The following is a 22,779-nucleotide window of genomic DNA, read 5'->3' on the forward strand; positions in this document are numbered from 1 at the left end:
TTTGCGCGGTCAGAATTACTTTTCAATGAAAACAGTGTGTTGGCACTTCGCCCCAAGTGCTGCTAGTGCGTTTCGGCCACAGCCATTGCACCTGATATGCCCCGTCTGCTATAGAAAACCCCAAGATATAGAACCATAAAAATGGTGGGCAAGATACGTGACCGATACGCCGGATACCCCTGAAAACGCAGACGAAAAGCCCATCTTTCACGGGCCGTCGGTGACCATCGAACACGAGATGCGCACGTCCTATCTGGACTACGCAATGAGCGTGATCGTCAGCCGCGCGATTCCCGACCTGCGCGACGGTCTGAAACCGGTGCACCGCCGCATCCTCTACGCGATGCATGAGACCGGCAACACGCATGACAAACCCTACCGCAAATCCGCCCGTCCCGTGGGCGACGTGATGGGCCAGTACCACCCCCATGGCGACAGCGCGATCTATGACGCGCTTGTGCGGATGGCGCAGGATTTCTCCATGTCGCTGCCGCTCTTGGACGGTCAGGGCAACTTCGGCTCGATGGACGGCGATAACCCGGCGGCCATGCGCTATACCGAAGTGCGCATGGACAAGCCCGCCGCCTATCTTCTGGCCGATATCGACAAAGAGACCGTCGATTTCCAAGACAACTACGACGGCAAGCAACAGGAACCCACGGTTCTGCCCGCGCGCTTCCCGAACATGTTGGTCAACGGCGCGGGCGGCATCGCCGTCGGTATGGCGACAAACATCCCGCCGCATAACCTTGGCGAGGTGGTTGATGCCTGCCTCGCGCTGATCGACGATCCGGACCTGACTTCGGAACAGCTCATCGAATACGTCCCCGGCCCCGACTTTCCCACTGGCGGCATCATGCTGGGCCGCTCCGGCGCACGCAAAGCCTACCTTGAGGGCCGCGGCAGCGTGGTGATCCGCGCCAAGACCCGGGTCGAGGAAATCCGCAAAGACCGCTGGGCCATCGTCATCGACGAGATCCCCTATCAGGTCAACAAAGCCACGATGATCGAAAAGATCGCCGAACAGGTTCGCGAGAAGAAGATCGAGGGCATCGCCCACGTTCAGGATGAGAGCGACCGCAACGGCGTGCGTGTGGTGATCGAGCTCAAACGCGACGCCACCGCCGAAGTGGTGATGAACCAGCTTTACCGCTTCACCCCGATGCAGACATATTTCGGCTGCAACATGCTGGCGCTGAACGGCGGCCGGCCTGAGCAGCTCACTTTGCGCAAATTCCTGAGCTACTTCATCGACTTCCGCGAAGATGTCGTGGCGCGCCGCACGGCCTACTTGCTGCGCAAGGCGCGCGAGCGCAGCCACATCCTTTGTGGTCTCGCGGTCGCGGTCACCAATATCGACGAAGTCGTCGCCACCATCCGCTCCTCCGCCGACGCCGCCGAGGCGCGCGAGAAGCTGATGACCCGCCGCTGGCCCGCCGAGGACATCCTGCCCTATATCGCGCTCATCGACGACCCGACCCATACGGCGAACGAAGACGGCACCTACAACCTTTCCGAAGCGCAGGCCCGCGCCATTCTGGAACTGCGCCTACAGCGTCTGACGCAGATCGGCGTCAAGGAAGTGACCGACGAGCTGGAAGAGCTGGCAGGCAAGATCAAGGAATACCTTGAGATTCTGGGCAGTCGCGAGCGCATCCTCGGCATCATCTCGGACGAGTTGCGCGAGGTGCGCGAGCAATTCGCCGTGCCACGTCGGACCGAGATCGTCGACTGGTCGGGCGACATGGACGACGAAGACCTGATCGCCCGCGAGGAAATGGTCGTGACCGTGACCTCCGGCGGCTACATCAAGCGCACGCCTCTGGCCGACTTCCGCGCGCAGCGCCGCGGTGGCAAGGGTGTCTCGGGCATGCAGACCAAGGAAGAGGATGTCGTCACCAACCTCTTCGTCGCCAACACCCATACGCAGCTTTTGTTCTTCACCACCGACGGCATGGTCTACAAGCTCAAGACCTGGCGCCTGCCGCAAGGCGCGCGCACTGCCAAAGGCAAGGCCATCGTCAACATCTTGCCCATCCCTACCGGGGTTTCCATCGCGGCAATCATGCCGGTGGACCGCGACGAGAAGGAATGGGACGATCTGCAGGTGATCTTTGCCACCTCCGCCGGGACCGTGCGGCGCAACAAACTGTCGGATTTCACCAATGTGAAAGCCAACGGCAAGATTGCCATGAAGTTCGAGGGTGAGCATGAGGGCACCACGCTGATCAACGCGCGCATCGCTTCGAACGATGATGACGTGATGCTGGTCACCGACGCGGGCCGTGCGATCCGCTTTCCGGCGACCGACGTGCGGGTGTTCAACTCACGCAACTCCGTCGGCGTTCGCGGCATCCGTCTGGGCGAAGGCGACAACCTCGTTTCCATGTCCGTCATCCGCCACTTCGAAGCGAGTTCGGAAGAGCGTGTCGCCTATCTCAAACAGCGCCGTCTGATGGCGGGGCTGACCGACGACGACAGCAGCGATGACGAGGAAGAGCAGGTTCAAGCCGGACAGCTGAGCACCGAACGCTATGCCGGAATGTCCGCCGCCGAGGATCTGATACTGACGATCACCGCCAAGGGCGCGGGCAAGGTCTCCTCGGCCCATGACTACCCCGTTCGGGGCCGCGGCGGCATGGGCGTGACGGCTTGGACCAAGGCCATGGCCCACGGTCCCATCGTCGCCTGCTTCCCGGTGGAAATGTCCGATCAGGTAATGCTCGCGACCTCCAAGGGTCAGTCGATCCGCGTGCCGGTCGAGGGGATCTCTTTCCGCTCGCGCAGCGCAGGTGGTGTCAAAGTATTCAGCACCGGCAAGAACGAGGAAGTCGTCAGCGTGGCCTGGATCGCCGATCAGGGCAACGAAGAGGATGAAGTCGAGGGTGACAGCGCCGCCGAGTGATCGGTGGCCCCCTGCCCCATGCATATGCTTTGGGGCGAGGGCTTTTTACCAAAACAGCATCGAACAACAAAAAATCCCCCGCGCCATCAGCGCGGGGGATTTTCTAATCTTAAACTTCCGTTAGGAAATTAGTTGGTAGTAGTGGTCGAAGAAGAGGAACCGGATGCCGCGACTGCAACCAGAACCAGAGCAGCACCAGCTGCCGCCGCGCCGCCACCAAGACCAGCACCAGCAGCAAAGAGCCCTGCACCATCTGCAGCGGCAGGCACGCAAACGCGCGCAGTGTTGCCGTCTACGGTGACCGGATCAGGCTTACAGTTATAGACCACACCATTGGCACCTTGAACCTGAAGCGAATAGACCGCATCGTCAGACGCCCCAAGAACAGCCGCTTGAGAAGTGGTTTGGGCGAAAGCAGCACCCGAAAGAGCGATAGTTGCCGCCACCGTTGCAAGAATTTTCATGTCTAGGTACTCCTATATCTCGTCAAAAATGAAACTCACCGCAGCATCGCATATAATCTTATCCGGCGCAAAGGCGAAATATTAAGCTATGGTTAGGATTTATAGCGATGCCCGTTGTTTAAGCAACATCCAAAATGGCGAATTGTTCCCCATCTCGGATGCCTAAATTCCATACAGTTCCGTGAACTTGTTTTCTAGGTAGGTCAGCAACGGTGCCTCGGTCGGCGGCTTTCCGCAAGCGCGGGTGATTACCTCACGCGGCTCGTAAAGGCCCCCATGCTTTTGCACGTTCTCACGCAGCCAACCGGTAGCAGCACTCGTATCCCCCCTTGCCAAGGCTTCGTCGAGATCGGGTACGGCCTCCCGCAAAGCCTCGTGAAGGCATCCGGCATAGACATTGCCGAGGCTATAGGTCGGGAAATAGCCCAGAAGCCCGACCGACCAATGCACGTCCTGCAAGACGCCGTTTGACGGACGGTCGACCGGATAGCCGAAATCAGCCTCGAAGCGATCGTTCCACGCCGCTTCCAACCCGCCGACCTCCAAGTCGCCCGACATCAGCGCCCGTTCTAGATCGAAACGCAGCAGAACATGGAGGTTGTACTGAAGCTCATCCGCCTCGGTCCGTATGAAACCATCGGACACGCGGTTGACGATCCGGTAGAAAGTCTCGGCATCCGGTACGCCGAAATCGCCATAGACCGCCGTCATCTCACCAAAGAGCCACCCGGTGAAGGCACGGCTGCGGCCGATTTGGTTTTCGTAGATGCGGCTTTGGCTTTCATGCACCCCCATCGACACGCCCCGGCCCAAAGGCGTCAGCAGATAGGCGCTGTCGATCCCCTGCTCATAGGCCGCATGGCCGACCTCATGCACGGTGGAATAAAAGCAATTGAACGGGTCGAGGGCATTGGTTCGCGTGGTGATCCGCACGTCCAGCCCCGACCCGGAGGAGAAGGGATGCACTGCCTTGTCGATGCGCCCGGTGGCCAGATCATAGCCAAAGCGCCGCGCCAGTTTGGCGGTGAGGGTCATCTGCGCCGCTTCATCAAAGACACCCTCCAACACCGGCGGCGCTTCGGCTTCGCGGACGGCGGCGCGCAGTTCGGAGAGTTTTGGCCGCAGCGCGCCGAACATGGCTTCGAGGTCCGCCGCCGTGGTGCCGGGCTCGTAATCCTCCAGCATCGCGTCATAAATCCCGATTTCGCGCCCTTCGGCCAGCGCGGCCCCCTCTTCGCGTTTGAGCGCGATCACTTCTTTCAGAGTGGGAGCGAAGGCCGCAAAGTCATCAGCGGCGCGGGCCTCGGCCCAGGTGCCTTGGGCGGCGGAGGTGACGCGGGCGATACGCGCTGCCAGATCGGCGGGCACGCGGGTGGCGCGGTCAAAATCGCGTTTGATGTGGCGCAGGTTCGCCTGCCCTACCGCATCCAGCGCTCCGGGCTCGATCTGGGCCAGCCAATCTGCGATGCGTGGGTCGATGCGGCGGGCGTGCAGAACGCTTTCCATCGCCGCCATCTCCTCGGCCCGCTGCGGGGCCGCGCCCCGAGGCATGACCGTTTCCTGATCCCAGCCCAAACGGCCTGCGACCTGTGCCAGCGCCTCGGTGTCGCGCTGAAAAGCCATCAAATCATCATATGCAGTCATGTCTCAGCCTCTCAGCGATGTGGCGACGGGATAGGCCGCGAGGAAACGCGCGCGCAGGATCAGCACCCAAAGCAGCACCGCCAGCGCCTGATGCGCGAGCGCCAGATGCACGGGCGCGGCATAGAGCACGGTGGTGATGCCCAGAACCACTTGCAAAGACAGCGCCGCCATCACGGCGTTGAAAGCAAAACGCGTGCGGGCATGGGCCGAGCGGCGACCGCGCAGCCAGACGACCACCCCGAAAGCGAAAAGCAGATAGCCCGCCATCCGGTGCATGAACTGCACCAACCCCGGGTTCTCAAAGAAATTCCGCCATGTCGGCGTGATGTCGAATGCCTCGGGCGGGAAGAACTGCCCCTGCATCAGCGGCCAGTCGACGAAGTAGCGCCCCGCGTCAATCCCTGCGACCAAGGCGCCCAGCAGGATCTGCAACGCGGCGAAATGCAACAGACCCGTTGCCATGCCGAATTGCTTGGCCTCCTTGGCGCGGCGGGCCTGAATCAGATCGCGTTCGCTGCGACCCAGCAGGAGCACATACCAAGTGATGAAACCGAGGATGACAAAGGCCAGCCCCAGATGCGTCGCCAAACGGTAGGAGGCCACATCCGTCACCCCCTGCCCGCTGGTTACGCCCGAAGCGACCATCCACCAGCCAATCGCGCCCTGCGCGCCGCCCAAAGCGCCGATAAAGAGCAGCCGTTTGGTCCAGCCGACAGGGATTTGCCGGCGCAGGAGGAAGTAGAGAAAGCCCAGGACCCACACGAGGCCGATCACCCGGCCAAGCTGCCGATGCCCCCATTCCCACCAGTAGATGCTTTTGAAATCAGAGAGTTCCATCCAAGAGTTCTGAACCTGAAACTCGTCGATCTGTTTGTATTTCTCGAATTCTGACTGCCAATCGGCCTCGTTCATCGGCGGCAAGGCACCGGTCACCGGGCGCCATTCCGTGATGCTGAGGCCGGAGTCAGTGAGCCGCGTCAGCCCACCCACGGCGATCATGACAAAGACCAGCGCAAAGAGGATCATCAGCCAGACCCGGATCGGCCCGCGCGCGCCGCCCCGGCCCTTGTCGATCGTGCCGGTTTGCACCGGTGCACGGCTGGGTTGGTCGGTGCCGACCTCTTCGAACAGTTTGCGTTTCTCCGCCATGGCGCGCCTCTTTTTCCGTTTGGATAGAGTGGTATGACATGGGCAGAGAAAGGTCTAGCGGGGTGGGTTATGTTGCCGCATGCGCCGCCAACCCCGGCCCGGAATCAAGCCGAAGGCGCCGGGCCATCGCCTGCCCGCCCCACGGGTAGGCGATTTGGCAAGGACAGGCGCGACACTGCGGCAAAGCATTGATGCTGCACCATAAAGTGGCAGAAAAACCTTCAGGATCGCCACCCCACGGGCAGCCGATGGCCCTCAGTTCCTCAGCCCTTCTCCTTCCAGCGGACCATTTGCCGCAGGATGCCGTGCAACATCTGCACATCCGCCCGCGTCAACGGCATCCGCGACCACATGTTGCGAAGGTTAAGCTTCATAGAGGCGACCTTATGCTCGGGGAAGAAGAACCCGGCCTCGGTCAACTGTTCCTCGTAATGCCGCGCCAAATGGTCAACCTCGGCGCCCTTGGCCCAATCGGTGCCCGCCATCTCGACGACCTCATGGGTCACCTCGCCCTGCGCCCGCATCCATTCGTAAGACATCAACAGCACGCATTGCGCGAGATTGAGAGAGGCGAACTTCGGATTCACCGGGACCGAGACAATGGCATTGGCCTGCGCGATATCCTCATTCTCAAGCCCTGCCCGCTCGGGTCCGAACAGCACCGCAACCCGTTGGCCCGCCGCGATTTTCTCTGCCGCCAGCCGCATCGCGGCTTCGGGGCTGCAGACCGGTTTCGTCAGATCGCGACTACGCGCCGTGGTGGCAAAGGTGAAATCGCAATCGCCAAGCGCGTCGGGCAGATCGGCGCAATGCTGTGCCTCGTCCAACAGCCGCCCCGCCCCCGAGGCCATGGCCACGGCGGATTGGCTCGGCCAGCCGTCGCGTGGGGCCACGACCCGCATGTGATCGAGGCCAAAATTCCACATCGCGCGCGCCGCAGCGCCGATGTTCTCGCCCATCTGGGGGCGGACAAGCACGATGGCCGGGATCGGCGCGGGCTGAACGGGGGAGGATGATGTCTCTGTCATGCGCGCCTCATAGCCCCTGCGCCTGCGCACCGCAAGAAAGCCCGCGCGACGCACGCATATCCGTTTTCTTTTGCAACGCCCTGCGCTAGTCAGGCTCCCAGACCCGATTAAGGACAGTGACCATGGACGCGCCAGAACAGCCGCAGATTTACCTTATTACCCCGCCCGAAGTTGAGCTGAGCCAATTCCCCGCGCAACTCGCCGCCGTGCTCGACGCCCATCCGGTCGCCTGTGTGCGCATGGCGCTTTCGACCCGGGATGAAGACCGCCTCGCCCGCGCCGGTGATGCGCTGCGCGAAGTGACCCATGCGCGCGACGTGGCCTTGGTGATCTCGGATCATCTGCTGCTGGTCGAAAAGCTCGGCCTTGACGGTGTGCACCTTAGCGATGCCGCCCGCACCGTGCGCCATGCCCGCAAAGAGCTGGGCGATGATGCCATCGTCGGCGCCTTCTGCGGCACATCGCGGCATGAGGGGATGGCGGCAGGCGAAGCCGGGGCAGACTACATCAGCTTTGGCCCGACCCAAGCCAGTGCGCTCGGCGATGGAAGCTTTGCCGAGGCCGATCTGTTCCAGTGGTGGTCCGAAGTCATCGAAGTGCCTGTCGTCGCCGAAGGCGCGCTTGACATCAACATGATCCGCGACCTCGCCCCCCGGACTGACTTTTTCGGCATCGGGACCGAGATTTGGGACAAGGACGATCCGGTGGCCGAACTCGCAACCCTGATCGCCGCCATGCAGGGCTAAGCGGCCCTTGGGGCAGCCCGGTCAAGGGCTGCCCGCTCGCTTACAGAAACACCCGTTCGATGAACCAATAGGCCCCGACCGCCGCGATGACGCAGGAGGCGGGGACCGCGATGACGCGGCGATACCAATCGCGCTTCATCGCCCAGCCGACCAGCACGAAGGCGATGGCGATCACCGCAAGCTGGCCCAGTTCCACCCCGATATTAAAGCCAATAAGCGCCGGAACGAATTGCCCCGCAGGCAGGCCAAAGTCCCCCAGCACCGAGGCAAAGCCGAGCCCGTGCAGCAGGCCGAAGCCAAAGATCACCAAGGGCCGCCAACGGTTCAGCGCGGAGTGAAAGATATTCTCGACCGCGACATAGGTGATCGAGGCGGCGATCAGCGGCTCGACGATGGCACCGGGCACGTTAACCCAGCCCAAAGCGCCAAGCGCCAGCGTGACCGTATGGGCCAGCGTGAAGGCGGTGACCTGCCAGATCAAAGGCCGCAGACGGGTCGACAGAAAGAACAGGCCCAAGACGAATAGGATGTGATCCAACCCTTTGGGCAGGATGTGGTCGAACCCAACCGGGATGTAGCTGACGAAAACCTGCCAGCCGCTTTCAGCATCGCCGCCCCCAAGGGCGATTTCGGGGCTGGTCTCACCGCCCGACAGATAGCCGGTATAGGGCGCCTCCACCCCTTGCTGGCGCAGCACCAGCGCGCCCGCGCCATCCGGCCATGTCACTTGCACCTCTTCGGCGCCTGCCGGCACCGCGCCCTCTAGTCGCCATTGACTGTCGCGCGGCAGTTCGGCGTCGACCCCTTCGGGCACTTCGAGTGTCACACTCTCCAACGGCACGGCGGCGCCATCGACGCTGAGCAGCGGCAGGCTGTTCCAGTTGGGCAAAAGCTCGGGCGCGCGGTCGGCGATGCGCGCGGCGGGCAGGCTGCGCAGCGCATCGTAATCGCCCGCATTCTCGGCATTGTCGGTGTCTTCGACGGTATCGAGGTCGATGCCCGCCAAGAGCGCTTCGAGGTTGACCTCCAGCGCCAGCACCGCCCGTCCGTCGACCACGGTCAGATCCGCGATGGTAGGTTTGACCTCATGCGCCTGTGCACCCGCGCCTGCCGAAAGCAGTACCGCGCTTGACAACAGCCACAGCAACGCCAGCTTGGTTCTTAACAAAATGAAAGTTCGCTTCATGAAACTGTCCCAGTTGTCCGCTATTATTTTCAGTATCTTATCGGCAGTGCCTGCCTTTGCACATGAATACTGGCTGTCGCCGGTGAACTATCAAGTGGAAAGCGGTGAAAAGATCGCGGCGCATTTTCGCAATGGTGAGGAATTTACCGGCGCGACTTTCCCCTATCTGCCCAACCGGCTCACACATTTCGAGGTCAAAATCGGCGGGAAAGAGGTCCCGCTATCGCCGCGCGCGGGCGACAGCCCTGCCCTGAGCCTCCCCGCGCCCAAGGGTCACGCGCTGGTCGTGGCGGTGGCCGAAACGACGCCCTCCAAAGTGACCTATGAGGACTTCGACAAATTTCTCCGTTTCGCCGCGCATAAGGATTTCCCCAAGGCCGAAAGCGATCACCGCGCGAACGGCTGGTCGACCGAGAAGGTCGTCGAGAGCTACACCCGCCACGTCAAAACCCTGATCGCCCTCGGCGCGGGCACAGGGCAGGATGCGCCCACCGGCATGGCGACGGAGTTCGTGGCGCTGACGAATCCCTATGACGCAGATTTCGCGGGTGAGATGAAGGTGGCACTCCTCTATCAAGACGCCCCCCGCCCCGACGCGCAGATCGAAGTGTTCGACCGTGCGCCGGATGACAGCGTCGCCATCTCCCTCCACCGCACCGATGCGGCAGGCGAAGTACTGGTTCCGGTCACGGCGGGACATGAATACCTTTTCGACGCGGTGGTGCTGCGCCCGGCGGCAGAGGCGCAGACCGGCCCGGGCTACGACCCCGATCAACCGGTCTGGGAAACGCTCTGGGCGGCGCTGACATTCGCGGTGCCACAATAACGCCGCTTGCGCGTGGGGAGATTTGGCGGCTAGAAGCGCCGCATGACCAAGACAGCTGACATCCTTTGCATCGGCTCCGTCCTTTGGGACGTGATCGGCCGTTCTGAAAACGCCATGCGCCAAGGCTCTGACATGCCGGGGCGGATCACCCGCCTGCCCGGCGGCGTGGCCCTGAACATCGGCATGGCGCTGGCGCGCTTTGGGCTGACGCCCGCGCTGCTTTCCGCCGTGGGGCGCGATGCCGAAGGGGATGAGTTGATCGCCGCCTGCGCCCTGCGCGGGCTGATCACCGATCACGTCTATCGCTCGGACGATCTGCCGACCGACCGTTACATGGCCGTCGAAGGGTCCAACGGGTTGATCGCCGCGATTGCCGATGCCCATTCGCTGGAGGCTGCTGGCGACAAGATCTTGCGCCCGCTGGAGGATGGCAGCCTGCCCAGCCCCTATGAAGGGGCCGTGGCGCTTGATGGCAACCTGACCGTCGAACTGCTGGCCCGCATGGCGCAAAGCCCGCTGTTGGCAAAGGCCGACCTGCGCGTCGCGCCCGCCTCTCCCGGCAAGGCGCTGCGGCTGACGCCCTTCCTCAAAGCGGGACGCGGCACGCTTTATGTGAACCTCGAAGAAGCCGGACTGCTCTGCCAGTCGAGTTTTGACGATTCCCCCACCGCCGCCCGCGCCCTGCTGGCCCGTGGCGCACGCCGTGCCGTGGTGACCGACGGCGGCAACCCCGCCACCGTGGGCCAAGGCGACGAGATCATCACCCTCACCCCGCCACAGGTGCATGTCGCCCGGGTCACGGGTGCAGGCGATACATTCATGGCGGCTCATGTGGCCGCTGAACTTGGCGGTGCCGTTGCGCAAACCGCCCTCAAGGCAGCACTTGATGCCGCCGCCCTTTACGTTTCCGGAGAGACCAAGATATGACCACCGCCACATCCGCCCTGCCCCTGACCTTCAGCGCCGAGGTGGCCAAGGCCCGCGAGAACGCCGCGCCGATCGTGGCCTTGGAAAGCACCATCATCACTCATGGCATGCCCTATCCGCAAAACCTCGAAGTGGCGCGGCAGGTCGAACAGGACATCCGCGACGCAGGCGCCGTGCCCGCCACCATCGCCGTGATCCGCGGCGCGCTGCACATTGGCCTGGACGATGACCAGTTGAGCGATTTGGCCCAAGCCAAGGACGTGGCCAAACTGTCGCGCGCCGATATGGCCGTCTGCATCGCCTCGAGCGGGACAGGTGCCACCACCGTCGCCGCCACCATGATCGCCGCCAATCTTGCGGGCATCGAAGTCTTCGCCACCGGTGGCATCGGCGGCGTGCATAAGGGCGCGGAAGACAGCTTTGACATCTCCGCCGACCTCATGGAACTGGCCCAAACCCCCGTCACCGTTATCGCGGCGGGCGCCAAGGCGATCCTCGACGTGCCGAAGACGCTGGAAGTGCTGGAAACCCAAGGCGTGCCGGTCATCACCGTGGGCCAAGACAGCTTCCCCGCCTTCTGGAGCGCAGGTTCGGACCTGCAATCGCCGCTGCGCCTTGATGATGCCGCTGCCCTTGCCAAAGCCCACCGCACCCGCGCCGCCATGGGCCTGCCCGGTGGCCAGTTGGTGGCCAACCCGATCCCCGCGGCAGAGGAAATCCCCGCCGCCGAACTCGCCCCGATCATCGCGCAGGCCCAGGCCGAGGCCGATGCCCAAGGCGTCCACGGCAAGGGCGTGACCCCCTTCTTGCTGCAACGCATCTTTGAGCTGACCGAGGGCCGTTCGCTGACCGCCAATATCGCACTGGTGCGCAACAATGCCCGGCTGGGGGCCAAGATCGCCGCAAACCTCGTCAACCTGCCGCGTTAAAGGCGAAAAACACCGCGGAGCCATTGCCGGGCCGGGGCATACGCCTTAGCTATGTTGCGATTAACTCTTCGGAAAACGGCGCAGATGAACACACCTTTTGATCCCGACCCAACGCAGGTTCGGCGCAGCCTTGTCGCAAGGCTGCGCGCGTCTTTCCTGACCGGTCTGGTCGTGATTGCGCCTGTCGGGCTGACCATCTGGCTGATCTGGAGCGTGGTCGGCTGGATCGACGGTTTCGTGCTGCCGCTGGTGCCCAAAGCCTACCATCCCGACCGGCTGCTCCAAGATTTCTTGGGGCTCGACCCGTCGATGCAGTTCAACGTGCGCGGCCTTGGGGTGGTGATCTTTCTGATCTTCACCGTCATGGTGGGCTGGGCCGCGAAAGGGCTGATCGGCCGTTCGATGATCCGCTTCGCCGAAAGTCTGGTGGAACGCACCCCCGTCGTGCGGACGATCTATTCCGGCATCAAACAGATTTCCGAGACGATCTTCGCCCAGTCCGAGCGGAGCTTTGAGACCGCCTGCCTGATCGAATACCCCCGGCGCGGGATCTGGGCGCTTGGCTTCATCTCGACCGAGGCGAAGGGAGAGGTCTTGGCCCGCACCAACGCGGGCGGCGAGATGCTCTCGGTCTTTCTGCCAACCACGCCGAACCCAACCTCGGGCTTCTTGCTGTTCCTGCCGCGGCAGGATGTGATCGAACTCGACATGAGCGTCGAAGACGCGGCGAAGCTGGTGATCTCTGCCGGGCTGGTCTATCCGCCGCGCCCCGGTGCCGACCTGCCCGAGGCGCTGGCGCTGTCGGACCCTGAAAACTCAGCCGAACATCGCGGGTAGATCGACGCTGCTGCGCTGGTTCAGGTCGTCGAAATGCTCAACAAGGAACTGATCCGCCGCCGCGACACCGGCCTCATGCAGCGCCCGGATCACCGCCGGGTTGGGCATCAGCTTTGTCGCCACTGATAGCTGCGCCATCAGCGCGTCGTCGGCGATCATATGCATGTGCACCCGCTTCATCCGCCCTTCCGGCAGGGTGCCATCCGCAATCAGCCGTTGAACGAAGTCAATCGCCCGCATCTCGCGCAAGAGGCTGGAGTTAAAGCTGATCTCATTAATGCGGTTCTGGATTTGCTGCGGCGTGACCGGCAGGTCTTCGCGGTCGAGCGGGTTGATGTTCACCACCACAATGTCTTCGGGCAGGTCATCGCGGAACAGCGGAAACAGCGCCGGGTTGCCGGTATAGCCCCCGTCCCAAAACGCCTCGCGCTGGCCGGTCTGGGCGTCGTCAATCTCAACCGCCTTGAAGATCGTCGGCAGACAGGCTGAGGCGAGCAAGGCATCAGGCCCGATCTCATCCCCCTCAAACACCCTGATCTTGCCGTTGCGGACCCTTGTGGCACAGACGAAAAAAAACGGCGGCTTATGCGCGCCCACTTTGCCGTAATCGAACCGGGCCACGACATCTTCGAGCGGGTTGCGATAGAATGGGCCGTAAGCATAGGGCGATACGACCCGCGTGAGCGAATCCGAAATTGCCATGGGCAGCGAATATTCCATCGCCTGACTGAGCTTGTCCAAACCGAAAGGCGCCAGCCAATGCGACAGCCGCAGGTCCGAAATGCCCGAGACCTGCGACCAAAGCCAATCGAGATTCTCCCGCGCGCCCTCGCGACCGCCCGAGATCATCCCCGATTTCAAGGCCGCGCCGTTCAGCGCCCCCGCCGAGGTGCCCGAGATCCCGCAGATGTCCAGGTCGTCCTGCTGCAACAGCCGGTCGAGCACCCCCCAAGTGAAAGCGCCATGGGCGCCGCCCCCTTGGAGGGCAAGGTTAATGCGTTTCTTGTCCGCCACGGCGCTTACAACGCCGTCCAGCCGCCATCGACACTGATCGTCGTGCCGGTGATCTGCGCCGCTGCATCCGAGCATAGGAAGGTTGCCGTGCCGCCCATCTGCTCAACAGTGGCGAATTCGCGCGACGGCTGCCGCGTGAGCATGACCTGTTCGATCACCTCTTCGCGGTTCATGTCGTATTCCTTCATGGTGTCGGGGATCTGTTTCTCAACGATCGGGGTCAGCACATAGCCGGGGCAAATCGCGTTGCAGGTGATCGGGTCTTTCGCCGTCTCAAGCGCTGTGGTCTTGCTGAGGCCGACAATCCCGTGTTTCGCGGCGATATAGGCGGATTTATAGGGCGATGCCGTCAGACCATGGGCCGAGGCGATGTTGATCACACGACCCCAGCCCGCTTTGCGCATCATCGGCAGCGCTTCGGCGGTGGTGTGAAAGGCCGACGACAGGTTGATCGCGATGATCGCGTCCCATTTCTCGGCCGGAAACTCAGGGATTGGCGCGACATGCTGGATCCCTGCGTTGTTCACCAGAATGTCACAGGCCCCCGCTTCGGCAATCAAACGCCGACACTCCGCCCCCTTGGACATGTCAGCCTTGATGTAGCGGGCCGTTACGTTGCATGTCTGCGCAATCTCCTGCGCCAGCGCATGATCCGCCTCGTCATCGGTATAAGAGTTCAACACAACATCGGCCCCGGCCCGCGCCAGCTCCCAGGCGATGCCCAGTCCGATTCCAGAGTTCGATCCCGTGATGACGGCTGTCTTGCCGGACAGGTCGATGGTGAAAGCCATGGCGCGTCTCCTTGTTCATGCTGCGCCTGCATCATGTACTGCACGCGCACCAAAGGGAAAGGGTTTGCGCGAAGGAGCTTAAGGGTCGGTGAAAATTGGCCAAAAAAAAAACGCCCGCGCGAGGCGGGCGTAAGTTATTGAGGCAGGTTTCATACAGGCAAGAAACCTATCGAGCAGTGACCTCTGTATACGCCTTTCACGCTCACAATCCAAGCTAAAAGTTTGATAAGGCGAGAATCCGCGGGTATGGAATAACTCCAACAAAATAAGGGCAGATCGTGATTGTTTCAAAAATGAGCTGGGAATTTTTCTCGAAAGCACGGGGCGTTGCGGCCCTTTCTTCACTGATTCTGCTCTCGGGGGCGGCATGGGCTGCCCCGCAACATGGAATCGCCATGTATGGCGAACCTGCTCTGCCGACCGATTTTGACGCCCTTCCTTATGTGAACCCCGAAGCCCCCAAGGGGGGTGAGATCGTTCTGGGCAATACCGGGGGATTCGACAGCCTCAACCCCTTCGTCCGCAAGGGCACCGCGCCTTGGCAGTTGCCGCATTTCACCCATGAGACCTTGATGGGGCGGTCATGGGATGAGCCCTTTGCGCTTTACGGGCTGCTGGCCGAGACGATCGAGGTGCCCGAAGACCGCGCGTGGGTGGAATTCACCCTGCGCGAGGAAGCGCGGTTTTCCGACGGCACGCCGGTCACGGTCGAGGATGTGATCTTTTCCTTCGATCTGCTCGGCACCGAAGGCCACCCCCGCTACCACGGGCTGCGCCAACAGATCGACAGTATCGAACAGACCGGCCCGCGTAGTCTGCGCATGACTTTCAACAGCGACAACCGCGAGCTTGCCCTGCTCGCCGGGATGCGCCCCATCCTGAGCAAGGCGCAATGGGAGGGGCAGGACTTTGCCAATGCCCCCCTGTCCGAAATCCCCTTGGGCAGCGGCCCCTATACCATCACCGACTATCAGGCGGGCCGCCATGTCACGCTGACGCGCAACCCCGATTACTGGGGTGCAAAGGTGCCCTTTCGCCAAGGCACGCATAACTACGATGAGGTAAAGATCGACTTTTACGGCGATGCCAATGTGCTGTTCGAAGCCTTCAAGGCCGGTCAAATCTCTGCCGTGCGCGAATTCAACGCCGAGACTTGGGCCACGCAATACGACTTCCCCGCGATCACCCGGGGCGAGGTGGTGAAATCGACCTTCCCGCATAGCAAACCGTCGGGCATGACCGGTTTTGTCATGAACGCCCGCCGCGCGCCTTTCGACGATTGGCGGGTGCGCGACGCGCTGATTTCGGCCTTCAACTTCGAGTATATCAACGAGACGCTTACCGGCGGCACCCTGCCCCGGATCACCTCTTATTTCTCGAACTCTGATCTTGCCATGCGCGACGGTCCGGCGTCAGGGCGGGTTTTCGATCTGCTGGCCGATTACGTCGACACGCTGCCGCCCGGCGCGGTGGATGGCTATCGGCTGCCGGTGGGTGACGGCTCTGCCCGCAACCGCGCGGGCATCCGCGCCGCGATGCAGCAGTTGAATGCCGCAGGTTACGAGGCCGAAGGCGGCGTCATGCGCCGGGGCGACGGCACGCCGCTGACCTTTACCATCCTTCTGTCCAAGGGAAGCCGTGAAAACCTAGCGATTGCAGAGCTTTACACGCAGGCCCTCAAGCGGCTTGGCATCACCGCCGAGATCGAAACCGTGGATGATGCGCAATTCGTCGCACGGCAGAACAGCTATGATTTCGACATGACAACCTTCCGCCGCGCCCTGTCGCTCAGCCCCGGTACAGAGCAGCGTTTCTACTGGGGGTCGGAGGCCGCCGATCTGCCCGGCACACGCAACCTCATGGGCGTGCGCTCTCCGGCGGTGGATGCGATGATCGACAGGATGTTGCAGGCCCGCGAAACGGCGGATTTCGTCGCCGCGACCCGCGCGCTCGACCGTATCCTCACTGCAGGGCGCTATGTCATCCCCTTTTGGCAATTCGACGAAGGGCTGATCGCCCATGACGCGCGCATGGCCTACCCCGAGACGATCCCGCTTTACGGCGATGGGCCGAACTTCATGCCCGAGGTCTGGTGGTGGCAACCGGCGGAGGGGTCAGACCAGTGAGGTCACCCAGAGGATCGTCGCATCCTCATCACTGAGCGAGACGACATTGTGCCCCATGGTAGCGTCGTAATAGGCGCTATCGCCGCGGCGCATGTCGACAGGCTCGTAGAACTCGGTAAAGAGCCGCACCATGCCAGTCAGCACATAGAGGAACTCCTCCCCGTCGTGGCGCACCCAGCCGTCGAACTCCTCCATCCGGCGGGCGCGGATGCGGGCGCGGTAGGGCAGCATCTGCTTCTTGCGCAACGCGTCGGCCAGTAGGACATGCTCATAGGTGCCGGTGGCCTTGGGCGCGCCTTCCTCGGCGCGGGTCACGGCCATGCGGCCGGTGATCTTCTCCCCCGCGGGCGGGGTGAAAAGCTGCGGCACGGTGATCTCTAGCCCCACGGCGAGCTTCTTCAGCGCGTCATAGGTGGGCGACATCAGCCCGTTCTCGATCTTGCTCAAGGTCGAGCGCGCCAGCCCCGCCTGCCGCGCGGCCTGTTCCAGCGTCCAATTACGCGCCTTGCGCAGCTCGCGCACCCTTGCGCCAAGGTCGACCGGCGGGGCGGTCTCGCTCGCGCCGCTTTCGCGGGCGATCTGGATCAGGGAACGGGGCGGCGTATCTGTCATGGACCTGCTATAGCCGCGCCCCGGGGCGCTTGCAACGCTGCCCGCTTGCGATACCGGCCCCGGCCCGCTATGCCCATTGCGCAGCAATAGATGGGGCGCATCATGGCCGAAGCGATCAAACTCGATATCATGTCAGACCCGATCTGCCCGTGGTGCTATATCGGCAAGGCGCATCTGGACCGCGCTTTGCAAGACCATCCCGACCACCCCTTTGCCATCGAATGGCACCCGTTCCAGCTCAACCCCGACATGCCGCGCGAAGGCATGGACCGGCGCAGCTATCTTGAACGTAAGTTCGGCGGCAAGGAAGGCGCCGTGCGCGCCTATGCACCGGTTGTGGAACATGCCGAGAAGGCCGGGCTGAATATCAACTTCGAGGCCATGCAGCGCACGCCCAACACGCTGGATGCGCACCGTCTGATCCATTGGGCCGGGATCGAAGGCCGCCAGACCGCCGCCATCTCTGCCCTTTTCAAAGCCTATTTCGTCGATGCCCGCGACATTGGTGACGCCGAAGTGCTGGCCGATATCGCCGACAGTATCGAGATGGACGCCGGCGTCGTCACCCGCCTGCTGAAATCCGATGTCGACGCGCAGGACATCCGCGACCGCGATGCCCATAGCCGCAAGATGGGCGTGAACTCGGTGCCGACCTTCATCGTTGCCAACACCCATGCCGTCCCCGGCGCGCAGCCGCCCGAGCTATGGGCGCAGGTCATTGCCGATCTGACCAATCAGCAGGACTAAACAAGGCGGCAATCATTGCCAAGTTAAGCGTTCTCGACTATCGAGAGCGCAACCACAAGTTATTCCCTGAATCCTGCCCAAACGGATCCGCCGTTCGGGACAATCGCCGGAGTGCGCCTTCGTGACCACCGAAAAACCAGAATTCTCCATGGGGCGGATCGAATTCGTCGGCCTTATCGCGATGATGATCGCCACCATCGCCTTTTCCATCGACGCGATGCTGCCCGCCCTGCCCGAGATCGCGGCGGAACTCTCGCCCGAGATGGCCCACCGTGCCCCGCTGATCCTGACAGCCTTCGTGCTGGGCATGGGGCTGGGCACATTCTTTAGCGGCGCGCTGTCGGATGCATTCGGCCGCCGCAACGTGGTCTTCGGCGGGGCGGCGCTATATTGTCTTTCGGCCTTCGTCGCTTGGATGAGCAACTCACTCGAAGTCATGCTCGTGGCACGCATCTTCCAAGGGCTTGGCGCTTCTGGCCCGCGTGTGGTCGCCGTGGCGATCATTCGTGACCTCTATGCGGGGCGCGAGATGGCGCGGATCATGTCGGTGGTGATGATGGTCTTCGCGCTGGTGCCCGCCTTGGCCCCGATGCTGGGCGCGGGGATCATCCTCACGGCGGGCTGGCGCGCGATCTTCATCGCCTTCATGGCCTTCTCGCTCATCTCGGTCATCTGGATGGCCCTGCGTCTGCCCGAAACCCTCGCCCCCGAAGACCGCCGCCCGTTGCGGGCGCGGCTGATCATTGGCGCGGTGCGCGAGTTGGTGGGCCACCCCACGGTGCGCCTGTCGATCCTTGTGCAGTCGCTTGCCATGGCGATGCTCTTTTCGATGCTGATGCTGGTGCAGCCGATCTATGACACCGTCTATGGCCGGGGCGAAAGCTTCCCGTTGTGGTTCGGCGGCATCGCCGTGGTGGCGGCCAGCGCCAGCCTGATCAACGCGCTTTTGGTCGTGCGCTACGGCATGCGGCGGCTGGTGACCATTGCCTTGGGCGTGCAAATCCTGCTGTCGGGCGCCATGTATTTCCTCAACCTCGGCGCCCTGCCCGACCCTTACGGCTTCGCCGCCTTCGTGTTCTTCCAGACCTGCCTGTTCTTCCAAGCGGGGCTGACATTGGGCAACCTCAACGCCATCGCGATGGAGCCGATGGGCCATATCGCAGGCATGGCGGCTTCGGTCGTGGGGGCAATTTCCACCGTGCTGGCGGCGCTGATCGCCTCTCCGGTGGGGTTGATGTTCGACGGCACGACCAAGCCGCTGGCGTTGGCCATGCTGCTGATGGCAATCGCGGCCTATGCGCTGATGCTCTACATGGGGCGGGTCGAGAACCGGCAGCCGGCGGCGGCGGAATAACCGCCGCCTTTCGAAGGGCTTAGCCCTTCGCCTTGGCCTTTTTTGCGGTCTTTTCCTTGGCGATTACATGTTCGGCCAAGTCGCGTGCGATGGCAAAGGCGCCTTTGATCTTATCGGCATCCGTCTTCCAATCCCGGCGCACGACGATCTTGTTGTCCTTCACCTTCGCCAGCCCGCGCTGGTCTTGAATGAACTTCACCAACCCCTCGGGCGAGGCGAACTTGTCGTTGTGGAACTGGATCGTCGCGCCCTTTGGCCCGCCGTCGAGCTTAGCGATCCCGGCGCGTTTGCACATCGCCTTGATCCGCACCACCAGCATCAGCGTGTTGACCTCCTTCGGCAGCTTGCCGAAACGGTCGATCAGCTCGGCGGCGAAGCCTTCCAGCTCAACCTTGGTCGAAAGCTCGCTGAGACGACGGTAGAGGCCGAGCCGCACGTCGAGGTCAGGCACATAGTCTTCGGGAATCAGCACCGGCACGCCAAGGTTGATCTGCGGCGCCCATTGCTCGTCGGCCTCCGACAGCCCCTCAAGTTCGCCCGCCTTGATCTTGGCGATCGCCTCTTCCAGCATGGACTGATAAAGCTCGAAACCCACGTCGCGCATCTGGCCGGACTGTTCTTCGCCCAGCAGGTTGCCCGCGCCGCGAATGTCGAGGTCTTGGGAGGCCAGCGTGAAGCCCGCGCCGAGCGTGTCGAGGCTGCCCAGCACCCGCAGGCGTTTCTGCGCCGTGTCGGTCAGCTTCGCGCGTGGCTTGGTCGTGAGATAGGCATAGGCGCGGGTTTTCGAGCGCCCCACGCGGCCCCGGATTTGATAAAGCTGCGCCAGTCCGAACATATCCGCGCGGTGCACGATCATCGTGTTGGCGGTGGGGATGTCGAGGCCGGATTCCACGATGGTCGTGGCCAACAGAATGTCGAACTTGCCGTCGTAGAAAGCGTTCATCCGGTCGTCGAGCTCCCCCGGCGCCATCTGGCCGTGGGCGACGACGTAGGTCAACTCTGGCAGCTGCGCCTTCAGGAACTCCTCGATCTCGCGCAGGTCGCTGACGCGCGGCACGACATAGAAGCTCTGCCCGCCGCGGTAATGCTCGCGCAGGAGCGCCTCGCGGATGGTTACCGCGTCGAACTCGCTGACATAGGTGCGGATCGACAGACGGTCCACGGGTGGCGTGCCGATGATCGACAGATCGCGCACGCCCGTCAGCGACAGTTGCAGGGTGCGCGGGATCGGCGTGGCGGTGAGGGTCAGCACATGGATGTCCGTGCGCAGCGCCTTCAACCGCTCCTTATGGGTGACGCCAAAGTGTTGTTCTTCATCAATAATCAAAAGGCCGAGGTCGTTGAAACGAATCCCCTTTGCCAGCAGCGCATGGGTGCCGATCACGATATCGACCGTGCCCTTGGCCATCCCCTCACGCGTCGCCGCCGCCTCCTTGGCCGAGACGAAGCGGCTGAGTTGCCGCACGTTGATCGGGAAGCCGCGGAAACGTTCCGCGAAGCTCTTGTAGTGCTGACGCGCGAGCAGCGTCGTCGGCGCGATCACCGCGACCTGCACGCCCGACATGGCCGCGACGAAGGCCGCGCGCATCGCCACCTCGGTCTTGCCGAAACCCACATCGCCGCAGACCAGACGGTCCATCGGGTTGCCGGAGGTCAGATCGTCGATCACATCACCGATGGCGCGAAGCTGGTCGTCGGTTTCCGTGTAAGGAAAACGGGCCGAGAAGGCGTCCCACATCCCCGGCGGCGGGTCGAGCACGGGCGCTTTACGCAGGCTGCGTTCGGCGGCGATGCGGATGAGCTTGTCCGCCGTCTCGCGAATGCGCTCTTTGAGCTTGGCCTTTTTGGATTGCCATGCGCCGCCGCCGAGCTTGTCCAAAAGCCCTTCCTCATGGCCGTAGCGCGACAGCAGTTCGATATTCTCCACCGGCAGGTAAAGCCTTGACTGTTCGGCGTATTCCAGCACGAGGCACTCATGCGCGGCGCCTGCGGCGGCGACGACCTCCATCCCGTGATAGCGCCCGATGCCGTGGTCGACATGAACCACCAGATCGCCGGGGCTGAGGCTTTGGGCCTCGGTCAGGAAGTTCTCGGCCCGGCGCTTGCGTTTGGGCGCACGGATCAGACGGTCGCCCAGCACGTCCTGTTCGGAGATCACCGTCATCCCCGGCGCTTCGAACCCATGTTCCAACGCCCAAACCGCCAGATGCAGCCCGCGCTTGCCGATGCGGGCGGCATCCATCACCGGGATCGCCTCGGCCAGACCTTCGTCTTCGATCAGCCCGGTCAGGCGCTCCCGCGCGCCTTCGGAGTAGCTGGCGATCAGCACCGGCCCAACTTCAAGCTTTGCTTTAATATGCGCGGCCAAAGCACCGAAAAGACTTACGGATTCCTGCTGACGCTCAGGGGCGAAGTTGCGCCCGAGCCGCGCGCCTGCATCCAGCACTCCCGGCCCCGTAGGCTGCGGCAACGGGTTGAACTGGATGACGCGGTGATCCAGCAACGCTTGGGTCCAGGCCTCATCGGTCAGGTACAGCCCCTCAGGTGGGGCCGGTTTGTACACGCTGTCCATCTTCGAGCGCGTCTTCATCGCCAGTTTGCGGGTCTCATACTGGTCTTCGATGGTTTCCCACCGGGCGATCCGCATCGGGGTCAGTTGATCGTCTAGAGTGACCGTCGCCTTGGGCAGATAATCAAAAAGCGTTTCCAGATCGTCGTGGAAAAACGCCAGCCAATGCTCCGCGCCCTGATGTTTGCGGCCCGCGCTGATCGCCTCATAAAGCGGATCATCGGTGCCTGCCGCGCCGAATTCGATGCGGTAGTTCTGCCGGAACCGGGTGATCGCGGCCTCGTCGAGGATGACCTCGCTCACCGGGGCAAGTTCCACCAGATCAAGCTTTTCGGTCGTCCGCTGCGTCGCCGGATCAAACCGCCGCGCACCATCCAGCACGTCGCCGAAGAGATCAAGCCGTACCGGGCCAAGATCACCGGGCGGGTAAATGTCGATGATCCCGCCGCGCACGGCGTAATCGCCCGGCTCCATCACCGTGGGGCTTTGCACAAAGCCCATGCGCACCAGAAACGCGCGCAGCGCCTTTTCGTCGATCCGGCTGCCGACGCGAGCGGCAAAGGCCGCATCGCGCAGGGTGTCGCGGGCGGGGATGCGTTGGCTGGCCGCGTTTAAGGTCGTCAGCAGGACGAACTGATCGGGCATCCCGTGCACCAGCGCCGCCAACGTCGCCATCCGCCGGGCCGAGATATCGGCGTTGGGTGACACCCGGTCATAGGGCAAACAATCCCAGCCCGGGAAGGTGACGACCGGCATGTCGGGGGCGTAGAACCGCAAGGCGGCCTGCATCGCCGCCATGCGTTTGTCATCACGCGCCACATGGACCACCGGCTGGCCGCCCTTGGCGATTTCATCGAGGATGGCGCGGGCATCATAGCCTTCGGGAACGCCGGAGAGGGTGATATTGCGCGGATCGTTCATCGGG

Annotated in this window: 18 protein-coding genes; 9 read left to right on the plus strand and 9 right to left on the minus strand. The window is 62.8% G+C overall.

The window, feature by feature from the left end:
- Positions 1–157 precede the first annotated feature (157 nt).
- Positions 158–2,905, plus strand: a complete 2,748-nt coding sequence (gene gyrA / locus HKX24_RS10815; protein ID WP_271693683.1) for a DNA gyrase subunit A — start codon at positions 158–160, stop codon at positions 2,903–2,905.
- 128 nt (positions 2,906–3,033) lie between these two features.
- Here the strand turns inward: gyrA and HKX24_RS10820 are convergent, their stop codons facing one another.
- The 4 genes from HKX24_RS10820 to HKX24_RS10835 all read right to left on the minus strand — a co-directional run bounded on the left by HKX24_RS10820 (position 3,034) and on the right by HKX24_RS10835 (position 7,190).
- A complete protein-coding gene (locus HKX24_RS10820) occupies positions 3,034–3,369 on the minus strand; it encodes a hypothetical protein (RefSeq protein WP_276154009.1) in 336 nt (111 codons plus the stop codon).
- Between the two features lie 162 nt (positions 3,370–3,531).
- Positions 3,532–5,013: a carboxypeptidase M32 gene (locus HKX24_RS10825; protein ID WP_271693681.1), complete on the minus strand. Its 1,482-nt coding sequence runs from the start codon at positions 5,011–5,013 to the stop codon at positions 3,532–3,534.
- A 3-nt stretch (positions 5,014–5,016) separates the two neighbouring features.
- Positions 5,017–6,162 (minus strand): heme A synthase, encoded by a 1,146-nt coding sequence (gene ctaA, locus HKX24_RS10830; RefSeq protein ID WP_271687360.1) that lies wholly within the window; start codon positions 6,160–6,162, stop codon positions 5,017–5,019.
- Between the two features lie 263 nt (positions 6,163–6,425).
- Positions 6,426–7,190, minus strand: a complete 765-nt coding sequence (locus HKX24_RS10835; RefSeq protein WP_271693680.1) for an RNA methyltransferase — start codon at positions 7,188–7,190, stop codon at positions 6,426–6,428.
- Between the two features lie 122 nt (positions 7,191–7,312).
- Here HKX24_RS10835 and HKX24_RS10840 point away from each other — a divergent pair, with 122 nt between their 5' ends.
- Positions 7,313–7,936, plus strand: a complete 624-nt coding sequence (locus HKX24_RS10840; protein ID WP_168613092.1) for a thiamine phosphate synthase — start codon at positions 7,313–7,315, stop codon at positions 7,934–7,936.
- Positions 7,937–7,976: 40 nt separating this feature from the next.
- On the opposite strand, the gene HKX24_RS10845 is transcribed toward HKX24_RS10840, so the two are convergent.
- On the minus strand, positions 7,977–9,122 hold the full coding sequence (locus HKX24_RS10845; RefSeq protein ID WP_271693678.1) for a HupE/UreJ family protein: 1,146 nt from the start codon (positions 9,120–9,122) through the stop codon (positions 7,977–7,979).
- Here HKX24_RS10845 and HKX24_RS10850 point away from each other — a divergent pair.
- From HKX24_RS10850 to HKX24_RS10865, 4 genes are all read left to right on the plus strand, one after another.
- Positions 9,121–9,948 (plus strand): DUF4198 domain-containing protein, encoded by an 828-nt coding sequence (locus HKX24_RS10850; protein WP_276154010.1) that lies wholly within the window; start codon positions 9,121–9,123, stop codon positions 9,946–9,948. The two genes, HKX24_RS10845 and HKX24_RS10850, sit on opposite strands and share 2 nt — an antisense overlap.
- Before the next feature lie 42 nt (positions 9,949–9,990).
- Positions 9,991–10,875: a PfkB family carbohydrate kinase gene (locus tag HKX24_RS10855; RefSeq protein WP_271687365.1), complete on the plus strand. Its 885-nt coding sequence runs from the start codon at positions 9,991–9,993 to the stop codon at positions 10,873–10,875.
- The gene (locus HKX24_RS10860) at positions 10,872–11,804 is read left to right on the plus strand and encodes a pseudouridine-5'-phosphate glycosidase (protein ID WP_271693676.1); all 933 of its coding nucleotides are present in this window, start codon (positions 10,872–10,874) and stop codon (positions 11,802–11,804) included. Before HKX24_RS10855 ends, HKX24_RS10860 begins: the two co-directional genes overlap by 4 nt.
- A gap of 84 nt (positions 11,805–11,888) precedes the next feature.
- Complete coding sequence (locus tag HKX24_RS10865; RefSeq protein ID WP_271693674.1) at positions 11,889–12,641, plus strand: DUF502 domain-containing protein; 753 nt, start codon at positions 11,889–11,891, stop codon at positions 12,639–12,641.
- Here the strand turns inward: HKX24_RS10865 and HKX24_RS10870 are convergent.
- A complete protein-coding gene (locus HKX24_RS10870; RefSeq protein ID WP_271693673.1) occupies positions 12,621–13,655 on the minus strand; it encodes a patatin-like phospholipase family protein in 1,035 nt (344 codons plus the stop codon). The genes HKX24_RS10865 and HKX24_RS10870 overlap by 21 nt on opposite strands.
- A gap of 5 nt (positions 13,656–13,660) precedes the next feature.
- On the minus strand, positions 13,661–14,446 hold the full coding sequence (locus HKX24_RS10875) for a 3-hydroxybutyrate dehydrogenase (protein WP_271693672.1): 786 nt from the start codon (positions 14,444–14,446) through the stop codon (positions 13,661–13,663).
- A 395-nt stretch (positions 14,447–14,841) separates the two neighbouring features.
- Between HKX24_RS10875 and HKX24_RS10880 the strand changes: the two genes are divergently transcribed.
- Positions 14,842–16,572, plus strand: coding sequence for an extracellular solute-binding protein (locus HKX24_RS10880; protein ID WP_333909711.1), 1,731 nt, complete (start codon positions 14,842–14,844; stop codon positions 16,570–16,572).
- On the opposite strand, the gene HKX24_RS10885 is transcribed toward HKX24_RS10880, so the two are convergent.
- Positions 16,561–17,184: an XRE family transcriptional regulator gene (locus HKX24_RS10885; protein WP_067262060.1), complete on the minus strand. Its 624-nt coding sequence runs from the start codon at positions 17,182–17,184 to the stop codon at positions 16,561–16,563. The genes HKX24_RS10880 and HKX24_RS10885 overlap by 12 nt on opposite strands.
- Positions 17,185–17,286: 102 nt before the next feature.
- Between HKX24_RS10885 and HKX24_RS10890 the strand changes: the two genes are divergently transcribed.
- Positions 17,287–17,931, plus strand: a complete 645-nt coding sequence (locus HKX24_RS10890) for a DsbA family oxidoreductase (RefSeq protein ID WP_271693669.1) — start codon at positions 17,287–17,289, stop codon at positions 17,929–17,931.
- 148 nt (positions 17,932–18,079) lie between these two features.
- A complete protein-coding gene (locus HKX24_RS10895) occupies positions 18,080–19,285 on the plus strand; it encodes a multidrug effflux MFS transporter (protein WP_209218961.1) in 1,206 nt (401 codons plus the stop codon).
- Between the two features lie 19 nt (positions 19,286–19,304).
- On the opposite strand, the gene mfd is transcribed toward HKX24_RS10895, so the two are convergent.
- Positions 19,305–22,775, minus strand: a complete 3,471-nt coding sequence (mfd, locus tag HKX24_RS10900; RefSeq protein ID WP_271693668.1) for a transcription-repair coupling factor — start codon at positions 22,773–22,775, stop codon at positions 19,305–19,307.
- Between the last annotated feature and the right edge of the window lie 4 nt (positions 22,776–22,779).

This window comes from Sulfitobacter sp. M85 (genome assembly GCF_029285915.1).
Taxonomy (GTDB): domain Bacteria; phylum Pseudomonadota; class Alphaproteobacteria; order Rhodobacterales; family Rhodobacteraceae; genus Sulfitobacter; species Sulfitobacter faviae.